This is a genomic window from Vibrio sp. A2-1, from assembly GCF_021728355.1.
Classification (GTDB): Bacteria; Pseudomonadota; Gammaproteobacteria; order Enterobacterales; family Vibrionaceae; genus Vibrio; species Vibrio splendidus_K.
Window position 1 is genome coordinate 1,424,888 of sequence record NZ_JAKKCO010000001.1, and the last position, 24,413, is coordinate 1,449,300.

19 protein-coding genes are annotated in these 24,413 nt (G+C 44.9%); 10 read left to right on the forward strand and 9 right to left on the reverse strand.

The window, feature by feature from the left end; translation table 11 throughout:
* Positions 1–165: 165 nt before the first annotated feature.
* Positions 166–870, forward strand: coding sequence for a hypothetical protein (locus tag L3V33_RS05975; RefSeq protein ID WP_017078426.1), 705 nt, complete (start codon positions 166–168; stop codon positions 868–870).
* A gap of 132 nt (positions 871–1,002) precedes the next feature.
* Here the strand turns inward: L3V33_RS05975 and L3V33_RS05980 are convergent, their stop codons facing one another.
* Positions 1,003–1,491 (reverse strand): Lrp/AsnC ligand binding domain-containing protein, encoded by a 489-nt coding sequence (locus L3V33_RS05980; protein WP_004732526.1) that lies wholly within the window; start codon positions 1,489–1,491, stop codon positions 1,003–1,005.
* Positions 1,492–1,770: 279 nt separating this feature from the next.
* On the opposite strand from L3V33_RS05980, the gene L3V33_RS05985 reads away from it, so the two are divergent.
* Entirely contained in the window at positions 1,771–1,941 is a 171-nt protein-coding gene (locus L3V33_RS05985) for a hypothetical protein (RefSeq protein ID WP_162838715.1), read from the forward strand.
* Positions 1,942–2,003: 62 nt separating this feature from the next.
* Here L3V33_RS05985 and L3V33_RS05990 read toward each other — a convergent pair whose 3' ends face one another.
* From L3V33_RS05990 to L3V33_RS06020, 7 genes are all read right to left on the reverse strand, one after another.
* Positions 2,004–2,228 carry a hypothetical protein gene (locus L3V33_RS05990; RefSeq protein ID WP_081008942.1) on the reverse strand — a complete coding sequence of 75 codons (225 nt, stop codon included), beginning with the start codon at positions 2,226–2,228 and terminating at the stop codon, positions 2,004–2,006.
* Between the two features lie 329 nt (positions 2,229–2,557).
* On the reverse strand, positions 2,558–3,412 hold the full coding sequence (locus tag L3V33_RS05995; RefSeq protein ID WP_146455209.1) for a hypothetical protein: 855 nt from the start codon (positions 3,410–3,412) through the stop codon (positions 2,558–2,560).
* Positions 3,413–3,534: 122 nt separating this feature from the next.
* On the reverse strand, positions 3,535–4,425 hold the full coding sequence (locus tag L3V33_RS06000; RefSeq protein WP_146455590.1) for a helix-turn-helix transcriptional regulator: 891 nt from the start codon (positions 4,423–4,425) through the stop codon (positions 3,535–3,537).
* Between the two features lie 262 nt (positions 4,426–4,687).
* The gene (gene putP, locus L3V33_RS06005) at positions 4,688–6,178 is read right to left on the reverse strand and encodes a sodium/proline symporter PutP (protein ID WP_029203037.1); all 1,491 of its coding nucleotides are present in this window, start codon (positions 6,176–6,178) and stop codon (positions 4,688–4,690) included.
* Between the two features lie 186 nt (positions 6,179–6,364).
* On the reverse strand, positions 6,365–7,069 hold the full coding sequence (locus L3V33_RS06010) for a 1-pyrroline-5-carboxylate dehydrogenase (protein ID WP_146455211.1): 705 nt from the start codon (positions 7,067–7,069) through the stop codon (positions 6,365–6,367).
* An 11-nt stretch (positions 7,070–7,080) separates the two neighbouring features.
* Positions 7,081–10,218 (reverse strand): bifunctional proline dehydrogenase/L-glutamate gamma-semialdehyde dehydrogenase PutA, encoded by a 3,138-nt coding sequence (putA, locus tag L3V33_RS06015; protein WP_237289967.1) that lies wholly within the window; start codon positions 10,216–10,218, stop codon positions 7,081–7,083.
* 181 nt (positions 10,219–10,399) lie between these two features.
* A complete protein-coding gene (locus tag L3V33_RS06020) occupies positions 10,400–11,224 on the reverse strand; it encodes an AraC family transcriptional regulator (protein WP_017075637.1) in 825 nt (274 codons plus the stop codon).
* A 484-nt stretch (positions 11,225–11,708) separates the two neighbouring features.
* Between L3V33_RS06020 and L3V33_RS06025 the strand changes: the two genes are divergently transcribed.
* From L3V33_RS06025 to L3V33_RS06035, 3 genes are all read left to right on the forward strand, one after another.
* The gene (locus L3V33_RS06025) at positions 11,709–12,812 is read left to right on the forward strand and encodes a PEGA domain-containing protein (protein WP_237289968.1); all 1,104 of its coding nucleotides are present in this window, start codon (positions 11,709–11,711) and stop codon (positions 12,810–12,812) included.
* A gap of 203 nt (positions 12,813–13,015) precedes the next feature.
* The gene (locus L3V33_RS06030) at positions 13,016–14,845 is read left to right on the forward strand and encodes a formylglycine-generating enzyme family protein (protein WP_171311138.1); all 1,830 of its coding nucleotides are present in this window, start codon (positions 13,016–13,018) and stop codon (positions 14,843–14,845) included.
* A gap of 376 nt (positions 14,846–15,221) precedes the next feature.
* Positions 15,222–16,007, forward strand: a complete 786-nt coding sequence (locus tag L3V33_RS06035; protein WP_237289969.1) for a helix-turn-helix transcriptional regulator — start codon at positions 15,222–15,224, stop codon at positions 16,005–16,007.
* A gap of 133 nt (positions 16,008–16,140) precedes the next feature.
* Here the strand turns inward: L3V33_RS06035 and pdxH are convergent, their stop codons facing one another.
* Positions 16,141–16,776 (reverse strand): pyridoxamine 5'-phosphate oxidase, encoded by a 636-nt coding sequence (gene pdxH / locus L3V33_RS06040; RefSeq protein ID WP_004732548.1) that lies wholly within the window; start codon positions 16,774–16,776, stop codon positions 16,141–16,143.
* 166 nt (positions 16,777–16,942) lie between these two features.
* Between pdxH and L3V33_RS06045 the strand changes: the two genes are divergently transcribed.
* From L3V33_RS06045 to L3V33_RS06065, 5 genes are all read left to right on the forward strand, one after another.
* The gene (locus L3V33_RS06045) at positions 16,943–18,865 is read left to right on the forward strand and encodes an ATP-binding protein (RefSeq protein ID WP_171307462.1); all 1,923 of its coding nucleotides are present in this window, start codon (positions 16,943–16,945) and stop codon (positions 18,863–18,865) included.
* 98 nt (positions 18,866–18,963) lie between these two features.
* The gene (locus L3V33_RS06050; protein WP_171307609.1) at positions 18,964–20,259 is read left to right on the forward strand and encodes a response regulator; all 1,296 of its coding nucleotides are present in this window, start codon (positions 18,964–18,966) and stop codon (positions 20,257–20,259) included.
* Between the two features lie 112 nt (positions 20,260–20,371).
* Positions 20,372–21,763, forward strand: coding sequence for an HlyD family type I secretion periplasmic adaptor subunit (locus tag L3V33_RS06055; RefSeq protein WP_065206536.1), 1,392 nt, complete (start codon positions 20,372–20,374; stop codon positions 21,761–21,763).
* Between the two features lie 59 nt (positions 21,764–21,822).
* On the forward strand, positions 21,823–22,491 hold the full coding sequence (locus L3V33_RS06060; RefSeq protein WP_017078414.1) for a transglutaminase-like cysteine peptidase: 669 nt from the start codon (positions 21,823–21,825) through the stop codon (positions 22,489–22,491).
* Between the two features lie 5 nt (positions 22,492–22,496).
* Positions 22,497–24,407 carry a LapD/MoxY N-terminal periplasmic domain-containing protein gene (locus L3V33_RS06065; RefSeq protein ID WP_237289970.1) on the forward strand — a complete coding sequence of 637 codons (1,911 nt, stop codon included), beginning with the start codon at positions 22,497–22,499 and terminating at the stop codon, positions 24,405–24,407.
* The last annotated feature ends 6 nt before the right edge of the window (positions 24,408–24,413 follow it).

Sequence of the window (24,413 nt, forward strand, 5' to 3'; positions counted from 1 at the left end):
GGAATAAGGCTAGACTTCGGGGGGAGGCTAGCCTTTTTTATGTCTGTTATTCTTCGCCTCTTTCTCATCTATTTTCGTCTTCCCCATAAACTTCATCGATCCTTTTGTTTTTTTCTTGGCGTTTTTTTCTTAAAATGCGCGCAGTATTCTTTCTAGAGATCAACCATGAACAAAAGTGTCTTAACTAACGTAATCGCGTTAGCACTGCTTGCTGGCGGCTATGCGACAGCAAACCAATACTTGCTTTATGCAGGCCTATTCGCCTTTTCTGGTGCCATCACCAACTGGCTTGCGATTCACATGTTGTTCGAAAAAGTACCCGGCCTATACGGTTCTGGCGTTATTCCAGCTCGTTTTGAAGAGTTCAAGGCGGCTATTAAACAACTGATGATGGAACAGTTCTTTACCGAAGGTAATATCGACCGCTTCCTAAGCAGCGAGATGAGCGGTAAGTCACTCAACCTAGAACCCGTGATTAAGAAGATCGACTTTAACCCTGCATTCGATTCACTGGTGCATGTTATCGAGAACTCACAATTTGGTGGCATGCTAGCGATGGTTGGCGGAACTGAAGCACTACAGCCAATGAAAGCGCCATTCGTGGAAAAGATGCAAGAGTCTGTGATTGAAATCAGCAAGAGTGATTCTGTAAAAAATGCCATCAAGGATGAACTTGAATCGCCTGCAATGATGGATGAAATCAAAGAGAATATTGAAGCGATCATCGATCAGCGCTTGAATGAACTGACACCAAAGCTGGTTAAAGAGATGGTTCAAGCCATGATCAAGAAACACCTTGGCTGGTTGGTCGTTTGGGGCGGAGTATTCGGTGGTGTGATTGGCTTAATTTCTGCGGCAATTACGCTATAAGCAGTTTATCTGTTCTCACTTTATTTGCTCTAACTTAATCTGATGCCCTCATCTGACGCTCAACAAAAAATGGAAGCTTATCGGCTTCCATTTTTTATATCTAAATAACCTTGGTAAGGCGAAAGCAGGCCACTATTTTAGGGTAGCCAACAACTCAGGGTTAACACCAAAGCCTTTCTTATGCTCTTCAATCACTACTTCGCTTCGAGTCTGAATCACGCCCGGCAGTGTACCCAGCTTGGTTGCCATAAACGCTTGGTATGCCTTCATGTCTTTCACTCGAACCTTGATCATGGTGTCAAAATCACCCGACAGCGAATAACACTCTTCCACCTCAGGCATCATTTCAACCGCTTGGGCGAATTTATCGAAAATCGAAAAGCTGGTCTGGTCGAGACGAATATGGATAAAGACTTGGACATCGAGTCCCAGCTTTTCTGAACAGAGCTCGGCATGATAGCCCGTTATGTAGCCTTCTTTCTCCAATCGCTTCAATCTATCAGAACAAGGGGACGTCGTTAGGTTGACCTGCTTTGCCAACTCAACAACAGGCAAACGCCCTTTCATATGCAGAATTCTTAGTATCTCTTTATCGATACGATCGAGTTGATGCTGAGACATAACATTCCTTAAACATTCTAAATTCCGCTCAGTATATTCCATACCACGAACAATCGAAGAAAACCTCGCTCACACATTTAAAAAACTAAATACGCCATTAGCATTCACATCAAATATAAATCAATATGAAACGATAAGACCCCTTATAAATCAATCTTTGACTATTAACAAATTATTATAGAAATGACCCGAATAACAAATAAGTTGAGCCAGAAACGAAAGAAAGGATATAGGCCAAAGTGAATAATGGGATTATCAAAGAGAAAGGATAACTCTATTATGAAGACACAAGAACTCGCGTACAAACCATACGGTATTGGCTCATGGACACACGTAACAGTATCAAAAGATGTTGCTGAAGCACTCGCAAGTGAATACTCGAACTATGGATGGGAAGTGAAGATTGATGGCAACGCCATTGACGCCGAACTAGCACTCAAAGCCGCATAGAAACGCAAAAACCTCCTAAAACGGAGGTTTTTTGATCTAAGTTAGTGAGCGCTTACTTTAAGTTAAGCTAAACCAACTTGGGGTACAGTACTTCCTGTTTCGCAACGGCAGTTACACGTTCGACAGAAGTGCTGAGTTTCCATATCGTAGTACAGATTTCCACTAAATAGCTTTGACGTCCATTGCATCATACGGCCAGAGGTTGTCTCGGGCTCAGATTCACAACGTTTCATTATAGACTTATGTAGTGTTGTTTTTTTACATCCTTTGCAATAGAGATCAGGCATACCTTTGTCCTATAGGTCTTTAGTGGTTACTGACAATTGACACATCATGTCGAATTTGGTTTCACTATTCACCGAGCTAATTACAAAAGTGAGCGCCAAGTTCAAAAAATAGCCATTTTTCTCTTTCGTTTTTTGACATCAAACGCCATCAAGATCCTTCTTCTTCCATTTATCCTCCCTCGTTCATGCGGTTTCGATTTACATTGTAAAACCCCATAACGACAGTACTTCCCCCGTCTTAGTCATCAAATTGATCGATAAAAAAACGGCACTTCCTCTGCGAAAGTACCGCTTAAGCAAACCATGTTTGGTTGAATTTAGCTCACATTTTAAAAGCCAAATTTACCATTGTCATTTTTCCACTCTGAACGAGCAGGAATGGTTTCGATGGTATCCCAGTGCTCTACGATTTTTCCGTTATCAACACGGAATAGATCATAAAAAGCAACGTGATTATTCATGAACTGGCCTTCACTGATCGACAACACAAAGTTACCTTGGCCTAAAATCTTATGGTTGGCGGTATAAACCATTGGCATACCCGCTTCTGCTAGCGCACCCAAAGCTTCACCCAAACCGCTTAGACCATCGGCTACTCCTGGGTTGTGCTGTAAGTAAGCACTGTCTTCATTATCGATATAGTTATTAATCTTCGCCATATCACCGCCGATCAGGATGTCTTTAACGAAACCACTGACCAACTGCTGATTTTTGTCCGTTTGATCGAGATCTACGACTTTAGTCGTGCCATCTAATTGAGTTCGTCCACTGGCGTTTGGCTTGGCAATTTCTTGCAAGTTGTCCCAATGCTCAACTATCTGCCCCTCTTCAAAGCGGAACACATCAAAGCCGACTTTCGGACCAAAGAAGTTATATTCGGTATGAATGACAACATAGTCGCCATCTTGAAATGAGCGCGTCACTTGTGCTTTCGCAGAGCCTTCAGGCAGCATTTGTAGCACTTCACCAAAGCCCGCTAAGCCATCGCCAACAGCTAGGTTATGTTGAATGTACTTTTCAGGGTTAATGTAGCTCACCGCTTTTGCGTCGCCCGTTTCAATGCTCGAAATAACCGCTACCGCTTTTTCTTGAATAGACAGCTCTTGGGCAGTCGCAATGGTTACGAAAGTAGAAGCGCTAAATACGCTTGCCGCTAGTAATGTAGATTTAGTTATTGTTTTCATTTTTAAAGTCCTCTCGTTGGCTTGGAAACTATATTAATCAACGAGAGAGACTCACGGCAGAGTGGATTTAGGCAGAAAAATGGTAGATATCGAACCTTAGATGATTCGTGTCGATCCATTCACTATTCAGAGAGGGAAGGCTTGGAATATTTCTTTTGAAACTCGCTCGGCGTCATTTGAGTATGATTTTTAAAGTACTTAACAAAATTACTGGCGTCTTCAAAACCAAAATCCGACGCCATTTTTTGAGACGTAATATTGGTTACCACCAGCTGACGCTTCATTTCTAAAACGGTAAAAGAATCGATGATCTGCTTGGCAGTTAACCCCGTTGCGACTTTGCACACTTGGTTCAACGTCTTGTAGGTGGTGTTAATTTGATTGGCGTACCAGTTTGCATCACGCACGCGCAGGTAGTTGTTTTGAAGAAGCTCAAAATAGCGGGCAAACTTAATGTTCTGCTGCAAGCTCAAGGCGTCTTGCTTCACTTCTGGTCGCAGGCGATGAAGAATCAGTGCTAGTGCTGAGAACAGGTACATCACAATCAAGGGATCGGATTCTGACTGTTTCAGTTCCGTCTTAATTTGCTGTATGAGACTTCGCGTCCGATCTTGGTGGGACTCGTCTAGTGACAATAATACCGAGTGCGCCTTGTTCAAATGAGTAGGCGTGTAGTTCGGCAACTTCATGTTAGCGTGAACGCTGTCTAAGAACGCTTGAGTAAACAAAACCGCAGTGCCTTGTGGCTTATTACTAAAATCAAAGGCGTGCACCTGCTCTCTTTGAATGAACAACACGCTCCCTTGGCTAAAAGGGTAGTCCTCAAAGTCGACCATGTGCGTGCCAGAGCCTTGCTCGATAAACAAAATCAGGAAGAAGCTGACACGATGGGGCAGTTGAGGGTCATGATAAATATTGCTTTCTGAATAGAGCCGAGACAAGGGCACCAACTCCAGCTCAGCCTGCGCCGTTTTTTCATGGTTAAAGCCAATATTCGGGATTACTTGAGGCACTACTACCTTCCTATTCATTTACTCAACAGCTCTTAGCAAGAGTAATGTATCCCTGTGGGAACTGAAATGCTCCGAGCCTAGAAGTATGACTTAGCCAGCGTCACCAACAAGGTAATCATGCTCAATACACTCAACTTGCCAGACGCACAAAGCTCGAAAGGTCAAAGCATTGGGGTATAGTCAAAAAAATAGAGCCACCGAAGTGACTCTATTATTTTTAGCTAATGTCCGTTGCTAATTCACATCTGTTTTACAATGTAAATTAGTCTAGCTCAACTAGGTTCTTCTTAAATTCAGCGTGTTGCTTCTTAACTTCGTCTTCTGGTTCGCCAGTAATTAGGCTCACAATAACGATAGAAAGAGTCGATAGGATGATTCCCGGTACGATTTCGTAAACATCGAACCAACCGCCCGTGAACTGTTTCCAAAGAACAATCGTAACACCACCAACCACGATACCCGCTAGAGCGCCGTTACGGTTCATACGAGACCAGTACAGGCTCAACACGATAGCTGGACCAAACGCAGCACCAAAACCTGCCCATGCGTAAGATACAAGGCCAAGAACTGAACTGTCTGGTGTCATCGCTAGAACAAGTGCAATCAGAGAGATTAGGATAACCGCGAAACGGCCTACACGAACAATCTCTTCCGACGTTGCGTCTTTCTTCAGAATTTGCTTGTACAAGTCTTCTGCCATTGCAGATGAAGAAACAAGAAGTTGTGAATCAGCAGTACTCATGATTGCCGCTAGGATTGCAGCAAGTAGGATACCGGCGATTACTGGGTGGAACATTGCGTTAACAAGAAGCATGAAGATCTTCTCGCCATCGTCTAGTTTAGGCGCGCCAGAGTTAGTCACGTAAATTAGACCAACAAGACCCACTAGCATTGCACCAACCATAGACAGTGCAGTCCAGATAACCGCAATGCGGCGTGCTGTCACAAGATCTTTGTTTGAACGAGTTGCTTTAAAACGAGCCAAGATGTGTGGTTGACCGAAGTAACCTAAACCCCATGCCGCTAGCGAGATAATCGCAATAGCAGAAAGCGGCTCACCTTTCGCATCATTCCATAACGTTAGAAGCTCTGGGTTGATGTTGTGTAGGTCGCTAGACAGCTGACCTAGGCCACCGTTCATTGCTGCGATTGGTACAATCAATAGCGCAGCAGACATTAGCAAGCCTTGAACTAAGTCAGTCCAAGATACCGCAAGGAAGCCACCAAACAGGGTGTACGAAACCACACATACCGTACCGATAATTACCGCAGTTGTGTAATCTAGGCCGAATACCGTTTCAAACAATTTACCGCCTGCTACCAAGCCTGAACTTGTGTAGAAAAGGAAGAATAAAAGGATAAAGAAAGCAGAAATTGTTTGGATCAGCTTAGAATTATCATTGAAACGACGAGATAGGAACTCAGGCAGCGTCAGTGATTCAGTCGTAATGCTGTAAGTACGTAGACGTTTTGCACTGATTAACCAGTTTGCCCAAGTACCTACAAGTAGGCCACCAGCAAGCCAAAATGCTTCAAAGCCAGCAGCGTAAGCGTAACCAGGCAGGCCAAGTAGCAACCAACCACTCATGTCTGATGCACCAGCAGAAAGTGCAGCAGGCCATGGGCCTAACGAACGACCACCTAGGAAGTAGTCAGTTGAGTTAGATGTACGTTTGTAAGCAATAACACCGATCGCTAGCATCATAATTAGATACGCAATGAACGTCGTCGTTATTGCAAAACTGTTTTCTATCATTTGATAGTCCTCATTTTGTAGAAAGCCTTCCATGCCTAATTCAATGCAAGGTACTCACCGTAAAGGCAAGCAAGTGCATTGAGTTAGGTATTGAGGCTCTAAAGCACTCAGGGAGAAAACCAAAAATGGGAAAACCCAACAATGGAGAAAACCAAAAGTCTTTAGAGCCAATTTTACTGAAGGTTAGTGAGCTTCGCTTCCAAGTTCGAGCAAGGTCGCGTTACCGCCCACGGCTGTTATATTTATAGTTCGCGTACGCTCGGTAATGAAGCGCAGCGATAGGTGTGGATCATTGGCAACATTCATTGTCGCCAGATCCGTTTCAGCTACTAAACCGACGATTGCACCGTCACGCTTAGCAAGCTGTAAATTGATAGCTTGTGCCGTTTGCGAGTTACCCACGTAACCCGCGCTTCGTACATCGCAAAACAGCAGCTGTTGAGCAGCGTCGTACGAGGCAACCTGCACCAAGTTGGTTGGTAGATTCGCTTGTTTCGCGGCATCTGCAATTAAGGTATTGAACTGCACGTCATCACTGCACAATTGAACGCTGTTACCTGCTAATAGTGCTGCAGTAATCATCGCTGTTGCAGTTTGCAGTGCGGGCACTTTCTCTTCGCAATCATCAACAATCACCAAAGCCACACCGCGGCCTGCGGCATACAACTCATTGGTTTCGCCCGTAGGACCTGCCATTAGGTGATGTTCAGAAAGCAGCGCAGATGCTTGCTCTAGATGATAAGTTGCCACTGCAGCCAAAGGCACAGATTGACTTTCGATCTCTGATTTCAGCGCAAGTACCTGAGCACTCTTGTAATCAAAGTCGGTAAGATTCCATTGTTCCCACGCTAACAAAGCATCAGAAAAACCTGTCACTTGATGAACCATGATACTGCTCCTTATGCCTTGTCTTGTGATTGAGAGAAATGAACATCTGTAAAACGGTATAGATAGTGAGGACCACCCGCTTTAGGGCCAGTACCTGACAAACCTTGACCGCCGAATGGTTGAACCCCAACAACGGCACCCACTTGGTCACGATTGATGTAGCAGTTACCCACGCGCACGTGTTTTTCGATCCAACGGTAAGTTGTCTCGTTACGGCTGTGAATACCCATGGTCAAGCCAAAACCGGTTTGGTTAATTTGGTCTACCACTTGCGCTAACTCACTCGCCTTGAAGCGAACGATGTGCAGCACAGGGCCAAACTGTTCTTCTTTCAAGCAGCTGATGTCATCAATTTCAAAAGCACTTGGTGGAACAAAATCACCATGTTCACAATCAGCACCTAAAGAAAGTTGAGCCACCTTCTTCTGGGTATTGGTCATATTTTCTAAGTGCGCCAGCAACTTCTGTTTCGCATTTTGGTCGATAACAGGGCCAACATCCGTTTTATGAAGATGTGGGATACCCACACTCAATTCGTCCATTGCACCGTGAATCAATCCAACCACGCGGTCTGCAATGTCCTCTTGAATGTAAAGCACACGCAGCGCAGAACAACGTTGACCTGCTGAAGCAAATGCAGAACGAATAACATCACGAACTACCTGTTCAGGCAGTGCGGTACTGTCGACGATCATCGCATTCTGACCACCGGTTTCCGCAATAAACGGAACAGGCTTAGCGTTACGACTTGCCAATGACACGTTGATACGTTGTGCGGTTGGTGTTGAACCCGTAAAGGCAACGCCCGCAATCGCATCATGGCTTGTTAGTGCACTGCCGATCTCAGCGCCACGACCCGGCAGTAACTGAATGGTGCCAGCAGGGAAACCCGCTTCATTCATCAGTTCCACTGCGCGAGCTGCAATCAAGCTTGTTTGCTCGGCAGGCTTCGCCACAACCGTGTTACCCGCAACCAAAGCTGCTGTAATTTGGCCAAGGAAGATCGCTAGAGGGAAGTTCCAAGGGCTGATACAAACGAACACACCACGACCTTGTCGAGAAGCGATTCGTGTTTGGCCATCAAAACCTTTTAGTTCAAAACCTTGTAGGTTATCCGCTTGTTTTGCGTAGTAACGACAGAAGTCGACCGCTTCACGCACTTCATCAACGCTGTCGTGAATCGTCTTACCTGCTTCTTGATGACAAATTGCCACCAGCTCAGCAAGGTTGTCTTCCATCAGGTCAGCCAGCTTATCAAGCGCTGCCGCTTTGGTTTCAACTGAAGTTGCGTTCCAATCAGCAAATGCTGCATCTGCGCCAGTGATCGCTGCGGAAACATGATCAAGGTTAGCGAAAGCCACCCGACCGACATTAATACGACGATCATAAGGTGCAGTCACTTGCTCAACGTTCTGATCAGCCTTGATCATGCTTTCGGCAAGAGATTCACCGTTGATCACAGGGCCAGCAGTCCATTGATTATTAAGGAACGCTTTTACTTGCTCTTCAAACTGATGCGCTTCACTTTCGATATCGATGTTCACACCGTAAGAGTTTTTACGCTCTGGGAATACCGCCGGTGGCAATGGAATCTTAGTGTTATGCAGTGTATCGAACGCCAGAAGCATATCGACAGGATGTTGGGTCAGCTCTGCCACAGGGCAACGCGCATCAACTAGACGGTGTACAAACGAGCTGTTTGCGCCGTTTTCTAGTAAGCGACGTACTAGGTATGGCAGTAAGTCTTTATGGCTGCCAACCGGTGCGTAGATACGTACCGACTGTTGGTAAGCTTCCATCGCATGGTTGTACAGAGAATCACCCATGCCGTGTAAGCGTTGGAATTCAAAGTCTTTATGCTCTGTCATTACGGCAATAGCTGAAACCGTGTGAGCATTGTGGCTCGCAAACTGCGGGAAGATATTGCCGCGAACACTTGGGCTCAATAGGTAACGCGCACAAGCAAGGTAAGCTACGTCTGTCGCTTCTTTACGAGTGTAAACTGGGTAATCAGTGAAACCAGCCTGCTGTGACCATTTGATTTCGCTGTCCCAGTACGCGCCCTTCACTAGGCGAAGCGGGATTAAATCACCCTGCTCTTTCGCTAGGCGGTTTAGCCATACCAGAACCGGTAGTGCACGCTTTGAGTATGCTTGAATAACCAGACCAAATTTACCCCAACCTTTTACAAGGTCAGTGCGGTACAGTTTTTCGAATAATTTAAGAGAAAGCTCTAGGCGATCCGCTTCTTCCGCATCAATCGTAATTGCAACATCGAGCTCTACTGCACGGCGCAATAGCTGCTCTAGCGTGTCGCAAAGTTCCGTCAATACGCGGTCTTCGTTCGCCACTTCATAACGTGGGTGAAGCGCAGAAAGCTTGATAGAAACCGATGGCGCAGGGCTCGATTTTGAAGAGACATACGTATCTCGACCTACGGCTTCAATCGCCACTAGGTAATCTTTGAAGTATTTATTGGCGTCTGCAGTAGTCAGTGCCGCTTCACCTAACATGTCGTATGAATAGGTAAAACCTTTGTCACGCATAGACTTACCGTTCTTTTGCGCTTCAGCAATACTGCGGCCAAGAACAAATTGGTGACCCATCACCTTCATCGCTTGGTGCATCGCTTTACGAATCACCGGCTCAGAAAGCTTGTTGACTAAACGGTTAACCGCTTGGCCAGCGCTCTGTTCATTTGATGAAAGTCCAACAACCTTGCCTGTTAGCATTAAGCCCCAAGTGGATGCGTTAACAAACACTGAGTCAGAATTCTTTAGGTGAGATTTCCAATCCGCAACGCTGAGTTTGTCACGAATCAGTGCATCAGCGGTTGCTGAATCAGGAATACGCATCAAGGCTTCCGCCAGACACATCAGCAAGATGCCCTCTTGAGTATCTAGACTGTATTCAAGCAACAGTGCATCGATCATCTGGATAGATGTCTTATCCGCGCGGATAGCTTCGATCAATGATGTCGTTTTGTCTGTGATTTGCTGCTTTTCAGACTCAGAAGGGGTAGCTAGCGGCAGAAGTTGCTCTAGCCATTGGGTTTCATCCACCATATATAATGGTGAGATAAGCGTCCAAAGATCAGCAAGCGACTGCTCGTTGAATTCTGGCTTTAACACATCAGTAGCTGTAAACATGCGTTTTCCTTAATCTCACACCCGAAAAGAGTTCGGGATCTCTACAATGGCTGCAGTGTATTTAGAGTATATAAGGATTACTTGTCAAAAACTCCGAGTTTTTTGCTAAAAACTCGCTTTATTAACAAAACAAACACAAGGTCACATATGAAACTTTAAAATAATATGCCGTTTTGTTTTTTTATTTAACAGAAATTTGCTTTTTGTATTGAGATGGTGACATGCCTTGAAGGCGAGAAAAGGTGTGAGTAAAGGAGGATTGACCGGAAAAACCAGCAAGTTCTGCAACCTGTCCAAGGCTAAGATTACCTTGTTCAATAAGGCGTCGAGAGCGGTCGATACGCTTTCCTAAAACATATTGGTGAGGGGTAATGCCCATTTGATCTTTAAATAGCATGTGGAATTGGCTTTCGCCCAAGAACACACTGCCTGCAAGCTGCGCGACTGAGATCTTATTAGCCAAGTGTTGTTCGATGTAGCGATCCAACGACTCAAGATCGAAACGCGAATCTTTAATCGAGGTTTCAAATGCCGAGATGTGTCTTTGCATCAACGCAATCACCGTGTCATTACAAGCTCGACTCAACAACAGATCATCAGGACTGGCCTGCATCTCTTGCACCAACATATGGATAAGCTTTTGAATTTGCGCATCTAATTGGAAATAGACGTTCGATGATTCTAACTGGTTAATCTTCTCTAGCATCAGAGGGTCATCATCGGTTGGCATAGGCATGTTGAGTACGAGAATATCCGACTGACCAACCACGCCACCGAAAGCATGATCAGAGCGAGCCGTGACTACACAGCCTTGCCCTGGACCGACAAGATTACCTTTACCGCTCACTTCAAATTCCGCCTGACCTTTTAAACCAATGACTACCTGCGAATAATGGTGATCGTGACAATCCATATGCGAAGGCAAAGTAATGATCTCCGCAGGGCGAGGGCCAGTAAGGCTTAGCGGGGACAAGTCAAAGTTCGGAAAGGGCAACGGTTTAGGCATAACATCAAAATACTCAGGTCGACATAGTAAGAATAATACTCTGAAATCTGCATAAGATGAATTTGTAAATGATCATGAGAGTCATTTCCTCGCCTTAAACAAAAGATCATTATCGAGATCGTCTTGATCATGCCTCCGGAAAGATGATCAAGTGTGTACAAACTACGGCAGTTGTAAAACCAATCTTTCCGGCAAATTCAAGCGGCTAAAAATAACGATATGCAACGAATTGAAATCCATATAATAAATAGATGCTTCGTTACCGCTATATACGAAAAAAATTTTCTTATATAGCTCAAATAATCAAGCCTCAACTTGTAAAAAGTGTATCCGAAGTACCGAAACTGGGCTTTTGAGTAGATTGGATGGCAATAAAACGGTATAAAGACGGGTACTGTGTTAATTGCTAATAACTAGTGACTCACAACTAGGAAGTAGACACTTTATTAACGAGCCAATTTCAATCTATAAGTTGCAGGGACCTATGACTAACTTTCGAATTTCAGCGCTTTTACTCGCGCTATCCCCATTTTGGGTATCTGCATCGGTATCAGCTGAAGAACTGAATCAAGTCGATCCCGTTTCAGCTATCGATGCAAAGCTAACAGAGAAAAACTCAGATATTGAGCGTATTTCAGCAACTCAAGTATCGGCGTCTGAAAACCTAAAACAACTACAAAACCAAAACAGTAAGTTGTTACGCGAAGGTGAAGAACTTAAGGCAAAACGTAACAGAGCCAAGTCTGTACTCGACAAACAGTACAGCCGCTTACTGGAAGACCCAGAAACTGATTTGGTTTCTTTCCAGAAAAGCTACCAAGACACTTGGGCTGCCGTTAAAGAGAACCAATCGTCTCAGCTAGATAACCAACAAGCGATGAACGAAAGCGAAATTCACCTTTCTCAAATCAAGCAAAAGCAAGCTCGCCTGAATAATGAGTTGGCTAACTTGAGAGAGTCAAAAGTTGAAGCTCGTGTTAAACGTATTGCAACAGAACTTCGAGAAAGTGCTGTTCTTAAAACCAGCTACACCACGACATGTGCATCAACAATGACACTGGGTGAGTGTACTGCTCAAGGTAAACAACTTACCAATCAAAAAGCGGTACAAACGTTCAAGGCTCAATTACTTGAGCAGCTCACAGAAAGCACTCTGGCTAAGCAAAACTTACAAGGTGTTCAACTGAATATCCATGTTCAAGACAGCCAAGCAATTAAGAGCGGTTTCTCAGGTAACAACGCTTACTTCATGCAAATGCAAGCTCAGCTTCAAGCAAAACCTGAAGCGGTTGCAGCTTGTAACTTATTGAACGTTTCAACACGCTACTGTTTAACCGGCAGTGAAGCTGCTGTGGTTAAAAAGCGCGATAAGCAATGGGCTAACGTGATGGTACGTTCTGATCAATATAATGATTCAGTGACCATCAACGGCATTAAGTATGGCAGCACCCCTCTTGAGGTTGCGCTACCAAGTGGTCGTCACCAAGTAACCATTTCAAAACAAGGTTACGAGTCTTACAACCGCACAGTTACCATCAACGGTAGCGACACTATTTGGGTTAAGCTTCTTCCTAGCAAGGAAAGCTAAGTCCAGTATGAATAGCTCAGCGCTCTAATTAAGATAGCCGTGCCTATTTCACAAAGCTGAATGAATACTCGCCATTTTGTTGGTAGTTATAAACTGTATGAACGTTATAGACAGTATGATCGTTATAAACAGTAGCTGCAGACGAAATGGCGTTTTCGTTTAGAATATTCGATTAACCTAAATTACGATTGAAGTAGCCCATCATGCGCCAAGGTCTTCCTACTCTACTATTTGCACTTGCTCCCTGCCTAATGACTCCTGCTGTTTTCGCTGAGGCGACACCACCAGCAATCGCGTCTTCTGTCAGCGACATTGAAAGCTCACTTTTCGAAAAGCATGCCGAGTTAACGGCAGTTGAGAAGAAACTAGCTGACAAACAAAATGAAGTCGACAATCAAGCGCAGCAAACGGCACGTCTAGCCAAGTTATCGTCTCAAGCAGAGCTAACACTCGCAAAGGCGAAAGCCAGCCTAGAGCAAGATTACACGCGCATGATTGATGAGCCCGATTTCGATATCTCACCGGCTCAAAACCGCTTCCAAGACGCTTGGAAAACAGTAAAAGAAGGCAAGCTTGCGATTTCAGATTCAGAGCAGAAGCAGCAAGGCTTGATGATGGAGCTTGAGGCTATCCAAGCCGAGAAAGCAGCAGCAGAAGCTTCAATCGCTAATCTGAACCAAAATAAGCTAAGAGCAAGAGCTGAGCGACTCAGAAACGAGATCACTCAGACGGAAGAGCAAACCGTTAGCTTTACGAACCGTTGCAGCAGCGATATGACACTGGCGCAATGTTCAGACCAAACGGTGACCTTAGCACTTCAAAAAGCGGTAAAACAATTCCAGCACAGCCTTGTAGACAACGCGACCGAATCGAAAACAGTGAAAGAGCACCTTGCGTCTGCTTCATTGAATATTCACGTTCTGCAACACAAAGTGAAATCCTCGGGCTTCTCTGAAGATAACCGTTACCGAGCGGTGATTGCGGCGAACCTAGAAACTCGTCCAGATAAGAACACACCTTGTCGTCTGCTTGGTATTCAGTCATCAAACTGTTTCACTCAAAGCGAACAACAAGCCAACGACCAGCAAAAAGAAGTCGCTTGGGTTAACTTGGTGGTTCGTTCAAATCAATACAACGACAAGGTTTCTATCAACGGCGTGAACTATGGCAGCACACCCGTTGAAGTGATGTTACCAACAGGCCAGCACATGGTCACGATTGAGAAAGAGGGTTACCTTTCTTTCCACCAAGAGCTGAAGATAGCCCGCGATCACAACCTACGAGCCGTATTACAGGCCAAGCAGAACTCATTGAATGTCGGTACCAAGTTTGCAGACCCGATGGGAAACAACATTCAGAGCCCTGAAATGATTGTTGTCGGCTCGGGTCGCTACCTACTCGGTGAAAACAACGCACAGCAAGTGACGATCAAACAGCCGTTCGCATTAGCCGCAACACCAACCCGTGTTCAAGACTTTAGAACATTTGTTGACAGCACTGGCTACCAAACAGACGCAGAACTGATGAACACCTGCGATACGTTCGTGAATGCAGAGATCACAACCGTTTCAGACAATGACTGGCTAAGCCCTGGCTTTAAACAAGCAGATAACTCACCCGTTGTATGTGTCAGCCAAAATGATGCAAAAGCGTATACTCGTTGGTTATCTCAAAACACCGGCTTCACTTACCGTTTACCTACACCACAAGAGTGGGAAGCTGCAGCAAGAGCAGGCCAAGACACCAACTTCTGGTGGGGTAACGAGTTCCGCTCAGGTAAGGCCAACACTGGCTGGGCGGGTACGCCTTGGTCAAACGTTAGCACATCTCCAGTTAAATCATTCCTGCCAACACCAACAGGCTTCTACGACATGGTAGGTAACGTATGGGAATGGACAACCATTCAGAAAGGTTTAGCGAAAGGTGGCGCGTGGAGCTTCTCTCCAGAAGAAGCAAAAGTGTTTAACGAACTGTATGTACCGCCTTCAACGGCAGCGAACTATCTAGGATTCCGAGTCGTGCGAGAGCTGTAGGCTCCCAATCACAGGCTCAGAATCTCAAATATTTACTCTAAGTTCTCAATTATCACATTGAGCAGCATTTATAGGGGAATTCCCCCCTTATGCATAAGCATTCCTAGGAGTAGATTCGTCGATAGAGTAGTAAGTCACTCTGGGTATCAAATTGATGCCTCAGTTTAATTTACCTGACCCTCGTAAATTAAGCTGAAAATCTTCTACATGTCGACAAGGCATATCTTGTCTTTAGCCAGCCCCTCTTCAGGCTGGCTTTTTTTTGCCTGTTTATCATTCTTTCTGACCACCTATTCCCCGTGATTGAAGCAGTTAGTCAGCAATCTGTTTAACTGTCATTCACCACCCTATTTTTCGAACAGAGTACAAACTCTAATTGCCATTGCAGCGCTATAAGAAACTGATATTATTGCTATACCTCTGCTTACGAGATAAAACCTTGCCAGATCCATTCAACGCCATACATCGTTCTTTATTTGAACAACTACCAGGTTGCTGGGGCTGCAAAGATACTGATTCGATCTTCGTGTACGCAAACCTTGCCTACAACAAACTGATTGGCTTAAAACCCGATGAGACTTGTACTGGTTTGACCGACTTCGACATGCCCAGTCAAACCATTGAGTGCGCGCAAGATTTCAGAGCTCAAGACAAACATGTGATGGATACACGCAGTACCCTTAAAATCCTCGATATTCACCCTTATCCAGACGGACGCTGGCACGCCCATATCTTTACCAAAACCCCTTGGCTTGATGATAATGACAATGTCCAAGGCACTATCTTCTATGGGCAAGAGCTCACTGATACTGCAATCTTAGAGGTCGGTCATTGGGTTTGTCAGGCAACAGGAGCGAAAGGTAATCAAGCATCACTTGCGGGATCAGAGCCGCGTGTGTCTAAGCTGCAAAAGCGGCTGACTTCGCGAGAATCAGAGGTGTTGTTCTTACTGCTTTTCGGCAAGAAGCCTCAATACATTGCGTCTACGTTAGACATTTCAATCAAAACGGTCGAAGGTCATGTCGCGAGATTGAAACAGAAGTTCGATGCGCGCAGCAAAAGCCAATTAATTGAGTATGCACTGGACTCGGGCTTAGGGTCCGTGATCCCAGAAACTCTGCTCAATAAACAGATCTCCGTTGTGCTGCACAGTGATAAATGAGTTGAATGACCAACTCGTCGATGAATCTGGGAATGTACAGATAAAAAAATACCGCTGCTTGATGTTTCTAATCACCAAGTTAGCGGTATTTTTGTATGTTCTATTCGGTGTAGACCACTTAAGATCCATAAGCCTAAGGCGCTAGGCGATCAATATCCCAGCTGTTGTCTTGGCGTGAGAACAAGAAACGGTCATGCAAGCGGTGTTCACCACCCTGCCAAAACTCAATGCTATCCACGCGAACTCGGAAGCCACCCCAGAAAGAAGGCACCGGAATCTCTCCTTTAGCAAACTTCTGTTTAAGCTCTAGATACTTACCTTCTAAAATGCCACGAGCTGAGATACGGCTACTCTGCTTACTTGCAATCGCGGCCAATTGGCTCTCTTTTGGACGTGACGAGAAGTACTTCATGTTTTCCATTGCTGTCAGCTTTTCAGCGGTGCCAGTAATGTGAACTTGTCGCTCAAGTGGATGCCAAGGGAAGTGCAAACTGATTTTGCTGTTGTGCTCAAGCTGATGCGCTTTACGGCTACCTAAGTTGGTGTAAAAAACGAAACCGTCTTTATCAACATTCTTTAGCAAAACAATTCGTTGGAATGGCTGACCATTTTCATCAACCGTGGCAACTGTCATGGCAGTAGGGTCAGTCATCTTAGCTTCGATGGCTTGCTCTAACCATAGATTGAATTGCTCAATAGGGTCTGCGGCTAAGTCTTTACGTCTCAGTCCACCCTTAGCATATTCACGACGAATATCTGTCAGTTCCATTTCGTTGCTCCTTTCAATTTTTTGTGATTTTGCGCTGTAATCCTTTGAAACACAAGTCTAAGCCATGGTTTTGTCTCACAGAAGGTGTTCGGTGTTAACAAGATCTCGGTACTCAATCAATCATATTGATAATCTTTATACAAACCGATTACACGCTGAGATCCAAGTGACCAAGATACTGCCTAACCTAATGACTCCTTTTGTTTTATTCTCATTATTATTGGGAACGGCAGGACTGACTGCAACCCACTTTATGGCAGTACAATTCCAAGAAAAAATCGTCACTCAGCAACTCAATGAAGCGGCCAATAAAGCCAATCTACAAATCGATTCTGAACTGGATAAGTTCAAACAGATCCCGGATTTACTCAGCCATGACCCGCGTCTGCTCTCTTATTTTGACTCATCACCACAAACAGACAAGATTTCCGCCACTCAACTCAATCAATTACTGTTTGAATGGTCTAATCAAAGCCAAGCTGACACCATCTATATTCATGACCCGAGCGGTACTGTAGTCGCTTCCAGTAATTACCAAAAGCCTCGCACTTTTGTAGGCGAGAACTTCTCATTTCGCCCCTACTTTGCTTCAGCCATTCAAGGCAACAATACACAATATGTCGCACTAGGCGCTCGCTCGAATGTACGCGGTTATTTTTTATCTTCACCACTGTATGTTGAGAATGACATTGTTGGTGTTATCACCGTAAAGGTGAGTTTAGAGAACCTCGAAAACATCCTAACCAGCGACGACTTTGAGATCGTGGTACTCGACTCTAACCAAGTAGTCTTTTTATCAAGCCAAGCTCCATGGCTTTACCATTCATTGTTGCCATTAACTCAGCAACAACAAACGGATATCGCACTTCAACGCCAATACGGTCAAAGCGAAATTTCGATCATCGAAGCCTTTCGTTCTTTCAAATCTAAACAAGAAGTTAGCAGCACCAATCAGCCTAATGATCCTCAACCAAATCAAGTGCAAAAAGAACTCACGGCTAACCAGCTATTCAAGCTTGGTGTTTTTAATCTTTACCCTGCAACGGTCAGCAACAACCAATACCAAGTCGTCGCACTAAAAGAGACCAGAGCTGAGCTTATTAAAGTTTTGCAAATCGATGTCATCTTCGTGGTGATTTACAGCTTGGTGATGCTAATCGCTTGGTCGTGGCGCCAGACTTATCTCGCGAAAGTGGCGTTGACCCGACTCAACCAAAACCTCGAGCAAACCGTTGATAAACGCACTCACTACTTGAAGCAATCCAATCAACAGCTGCAACAAACCCTTTTTCAATACCAAGAGTCGCAGTCGAAGTTGAAACAGACAGAACAAGAGCTAACACAAACCGCAAAATTAGCGGTACTCGGTGAGCTGTCAGCCAGCATTAACCACGAAATCAACCAACCACTTGCAGCGCTGCGAACATACAGTGAGAACAGCTTAAAGCTGCTTGAAATGGAACGGACTGACTTGGTCAAAAGCAATCTCGATAAGATGATTGCTTTGAATACCTCAATTACCGAGATCATCGCGCGTCTTAAAGTCTTCACTCGCAAGGTCACCAAGCAAGAACACCACGTCGCAAACCTGCATCAATCGATCAACAACGCGACCAGTATTCTTAGTGCGCTAATGATCAAACAAGGCATCACGTTAAGGTTAAGCACAGTGCCAAACGACATTAACATTGCGATTCACCCAACCGAGCTCGAACAAGTACTGGTTAACCTGATTCACAACGCGACTCAAGCGCTTCAACAACAAGTTCTTGAACAGAAAGTCTTGCAGCAGCAACAAAACCTGGAAAACGTAGACCAACAGGCTAGCCCACAGATAGGCATCGAATGGCAACTGCATCATGACTCTTGTCAGGTGATCATTTGGGATAACGGAATTGGCATGCAGGACGACAAATTAGAAAAGTTGTTCGACCCGTTTTTTACCACTAAACCGGAAGGCTTAGGACTAGGCCTTTCAATATCGAAACGGATTATTGAGGCGTATCACGGCACGATCAGCGCGAACCGATTAGAGCCTTCAGGCATGGTATTCTCGCTAAACATCCCGTTATATAACGATAAGGGCTGACGGGCCGTTGTTATTGTTGATTAGAAAACGAACGTTACATACTGCTGATCTGACATACAGCAAATCACATACTGTTAAGGACTCGACTTTTGCACTCTATGCCTAAACTCTATTTTGTCGACGATGAACCCGCAATCCGAGACTCCGTAGAACAAGCCATGCTCATTGAAGGCATCGATATCGTCTGCTTTCCTAATGCTATTGAGGCACTAAAGAAAATAGATACCGCGCAAGCTGGAATTGTCATCACCGATATTCACATGCCTGTGATGGATGGCATTCAATTGACACAAAAGTTGCTGAGCCAAAATCCTAATTTTCAGCTCATCGTCCTTACTGGGCATGGTGACGTGCAAACAGCGGTGTCCGCAATGAAAGCCGGCGCTTACGATTTTCTGGAAAAGCCATTTGTGGTCGATGCCCTGCTCACCGCGGTAAAAAAAGCCGCAGATAAACTCGCACTGGTTGAAGAGAACAACTTATTACGTAAAGAGTTGGCGATGCAGAATCAGGTGGGACCAAAACTGATTGGTCAATCGCCATCCATGCAGGCATTACGCCGAGAACTGATCACCTTAGATACCAAAACTCACCCTCTTCTACTGTTTGTCGGCGATCTAGGAACAGGTAAAAGGGTCACGGCGCAGTACACGCACGATCTACACAGCCATCAATCCGCAGAACTTTGCCCTGTCGCTGCGTTCAATTTACCACGCAATGACCAAGCTACGTTCGATCAGTTTGTCGTGCAATTATTCAGCAAACATCAGGGCGGAACACTTTATATCCATGAAACAGAAGCATTAACTTCACAACAATGGCACTGGTTGGCGGCTCTAAAACCCACTCTACTTCGTGAAAACTCATGCAAGACCAATGCAACTTGTATCATTATCGCAACCACAATAGTTCCAACTACAATTGTAGGTGAGTTCCGCCGATTTGATTTGCTAACCTTGGCGCAACGAACCGAAGATATTGGCTCCTTGTTTAAGCATTTTGCTCGTGGTGCGGCAAGTCGATATCAGCTGCCGCCACCTGTCATTACAGAAAAAGAGATTCAACGACTCATTGCGACTCATTGGACGGAAAACATTCGTCAGCTTCGCCAACATGCCGAACTCAGAGTGCTGACTCAAATTAAGCAGCCGTCGCTCGACGGTGATACTGGTGAGCAAAGTGACGCGGATGAACGTGACGTGAGCATTGAGGAGCAGCAACAGTCGTTGAACCAACGCACTGATAGCTTTGAACAAATTATCTTAATTGAGGCACTACATCGCCATCAAGGGCGTTTAAAAGAAGTGCAACAAGAGCTGCAAGTGTCGCGAAAGACACTGTATGACAAGCTGAGAAAGCACCAATTGGATAAAACAGATTTCAAGAACCGATAAGTCTTAAAAAATATATAAATTCAAAGATTTAAAGGAGCAAAATCTTAACATTTATCAAAAGTAAGAATACACTCAATAGGCTTGCACTTTTATTTAGCAAACAAGGACTGTCATGAGCCAGAAGAATTACAGCAAATTGAACGAAACCGAACTTGAGTACGTCGATGATAAAACAGCGGCACTACTACTCAATACGCCCACCAGTGCGCGTATTATGTTATGGGTGATCGTTCTGTTTTTTATTGCTGCTATTGGGTGGTCCGCTTGGGCTGAGATCGATAAAGTCACCGTTGGCCAAGGCAAGGTCATCCCCTCTTCCCAAATCCAAGTGGTGCAAAACCTTGAGGGCGGCCTCGTAAAAGAGATATTAGTAAGGGAGGGTCAACGCGTTCAAAAAGGTCAACAGCTGCTGTTGATCGATGACACTCGATTCCGTTCTGACTTCCGAGAGCGCGAACAACAAGTGGCAAACTTAACTGCCAGCGTGTTGATGCTTTCAGCTTCATTTAACAGCGTGGTCATCAACGAAGAGTTCTCCGTCGAAGACTGGAAACAAAGTGTGTTACTCGACTACGGCAAACTCGCCTTCCCACCAAAGCTATACGAACTTCAACCTAAACTGGTTAATCGCCAAAAAGCCGAATATCGTCAAGACCTAAACAATTTAAGAAACCAACTTTCCGTTTTTGATCAACAAGTTGAACAGAAGCAACAAGACCTTGTTGAAATAAAATCGCGCGTCAATAACTTAAGACAAAGTTACAAATTTGCCCGCCAAGAATTAGATATAACAAAACCGCTTGCCGATGAAGGCGTTGTGCCAAGAATTGAACTCCTCAAGCTTCAAAGACAAGTGAATGACACTCGCCGAGAAATGACTTCGAGCGAACTCAAAATCCCTCTTCTACGTTCCGCCATCAAAGAAGCGATGCTCAGCCGTATCGATGCTGCATTGAGCTTCCGCTCAGAACAACAAGAAAAACTGAACCAAGCACAAGACAAGCTCTCTGCAATGACCGAATCTTCGGTTGGCCTTGAAGACAGAGTAAACCGTACCATCGTGGTCTCTCCCGTAACGGGCACAGTCAAAACGCTCGGGATTAATACCGTGGGTGGTGTTATTCAGCCGGGTATGGACATTGTTGAGATTGTACCGACTGAAGACTCGCTATTGGTTGAAGCTAAAATCGCTCCACAAGATATCGCATTCCTACGCCCAGAACTGACCGCCATTGTTAAATTTAGTGCCTATGACTTCACAAAATATGGCGGTTTAGAAGGTGTACTAGAACACATCAGTGCCGATACCACTCAAGATGAAGAAGGCAACAGCTTCTACATCGTGCGTGTACGTACCGATAAATACAGCTTTGGACACAACGAAGAGTTACCGATCATTCCTGGTATGACAGCCTCTGTCGATATCATCACGGGCAAGAGAACCGTACTTGAGTACATGTTGAAGCCACTATTAAGCGCTCAAAACAACGCATTAAAAGAGTAAGGACGTTTGATGCTTGATAGCGCCTTTCAATACACAGTGAACAGACAAGAGCAGAGGCTATGAAATCTCGGATTTCGTTATTGTTGCTGGTCCTCACCTCTTTTACCTCAGTGGCGCTCAACAAGAGCGACCAAAGGTGGATAGACGCGGTTACTGCAACCTACGGGGAAAGAGCCGGAAAACGAGTGGCAACATGGCGCTCTAATATGACGTCGTACGAAGGGCTAAGTGAAACGGAAAAGCTCGATTCGGTAAACCGGTTCTTCAACCAAATGTACTTTGTCGATGACAACATACTATGGGGAAAGAATGACTACTGGGCGACACCACTGGAGTTTTTAGGCAGCAACGCCGGTGATTGCGAAGACTTCACTATTGCAAAATACTTCTCTTTACTTGAACTCGGTGTCCCAGATAAAAAATTGCGATTGGTGTACGTAAAAGCACTTGAGTTAAACCAATTCCATATGGTGTTGGCGTACTACTCGACACCCAGTGCAGAACCACTAATTTTGGATAACTTAAACCCTGAAATAAAACGCGGTTCTAAACGCGGAGACCTGCGACCGATATACAGTTTCAATGGTAAAAACCTTTGGTTAATTAAGTCGGCAGCAGGCAGCGGTAAGCTGGCAGGGAAATCTTCAAGATTGAGCTTATGGAACGACCTACGTTCTCGTGAGCGCTCTCTAAATTTAAACAAACCCATTATCAATTACGATGAGTAGGTACAATGACTTTATATAAACAGCTTGTGGTCGGGATGGTTGCGGTATTCATACTGCTGATGACGTCAGTTTTTATGATCGAATTCAATACCACCCGTGGATACTTAGAGGAGCAGCAACGCTCTGAGGTAAGTAATACCATTAATACTGTCGGACTGGCTCTCGCCCCTTACCTAGAAGAAAAGGACAAGGTGGCAGTGGAGTCTGTTATCAACGCCCTATTTGATGGCAGTTCTTATTCCGTCGTGCGATTGATTTTCCTAGACACCGGAGATGACATTCTCCGTTCATACCCTGTAAAGCCAACCGGCGTACCAGAGTGGTTTACCAACCTAAATCTATTTGAGCCTGTTCATGACCGCCGCGTGATTACCAGTGGCTGGATGCAACTGGCAGAAGTAGAGATCGTAAGTCACCCTGGTCCTGCCTACGATCAACTTTGGCAAGCGTTCATCCGCTTATTAACCATCTTTAGCTCGATCTTTCTACTTGGTTTGGTGTCTATCTCTTGGATCCTTAAACGCGCATTACGCCCGCTCTCGTTGATCATTACCAAGATGGATCAGATCGCGAAGAATCAGTTTGGTGAACCACTGGCTCGTCCAAAGACAAAAGATCTCACCTTGGTTGTCGATGGTATCAACCACATGTCGACCCAAGTTGAACTGGCCTTTAAAAACCAAGCGAAAGAAGCTCAAAAGCTGCGTGAAAGAGCGTATATCGACCCTGTATCTCAGCTAGGCAACCGCGCTTACTACATGTCTCAGTTAGCTCAGTGGTTAGAAGAGTCCAGTTTAGGTGGTTTAGCCGTACTAAAAGCCGAATTTATTAGTGAAGAGTACGACGAAAAAGGCTATCAAGAAGGTGATGCCTTGGTTCATCAACTGGCTGAACAGCTGCAAGCTTCAATCTCATCACCAGATATCACCATCGCCCGTATTTCTAGTGACGAATTCGGTTTCATCATGCCAAACATTGATGAAAGCGAACTTAAACTTGTTGCTGGCAGCATCGTAAACTGCATTCAAAACCTAGGTTCAGACCCAACAGGTACGGCGAATCCACACATCGCGCTAGGTGTGACATACAGCAATACGCGAAAAACCAGTACCGAAATCATGTCGTTGGTCGATAACGCGCTCTCAAGTGCGAAGGCGAACCGTGAACTGACTTACGGCTACGTAACGGCAGACGATCATGGTGCTGTGATGGGCAAACAACAATGGCGTATGTTGGTTGAAGAAGCAATCATCAACGACCTTGTCACCTTCCGTCTGCAAGCTGCAAACAATAGCTTTGGCAAAACGTATCACCAAGAAGTGTTCTCTGCGATTGAAAAAGACGGAGTTCGTTACAGTGCAAACCAATATCTATACGCACTAGAACAGTTAGAAATGAGCCACATTCTCGACCAATACGTTATCGAGAAGATGATAGAGAAACTGAATGCGAAAGAAATAACGAGCCCCGTTGCTATCAATATTTCGCCAAGCAGTATTTCTCAGCCAAGCTTTATCCGCTGGATTGGTAAAACTCTTGAACACAATGCCTCAATTGCTCATCTGTTACATTTTGAGATTCCAGAAAATTGTTTCATCAATGTTCCGCACTACACGGCGCTGCTGTGTAACACCATTCGTAACGCTGAGTCCGTATTCGGTGTTGATAACTACGGACGTAATTTCCAATCATTGGATTACATCAACGAGTACCGCCCAAGCTATGTGAAGTTGGATTACTTGTTTACGCACAACCTTGATGATGAAAAACAGAAATTCACCTTAACGTCGATCTCTAGAACCGCTCACAACCTAGGCATAACCACCATTGCGTCTCGAATAGAAACTCAGACTCAGCTAGATATCCTGTCTGATAACTACGTAGAAGTGTTCCAAGGCTTCATTGTTGATAAATAGTTGTAA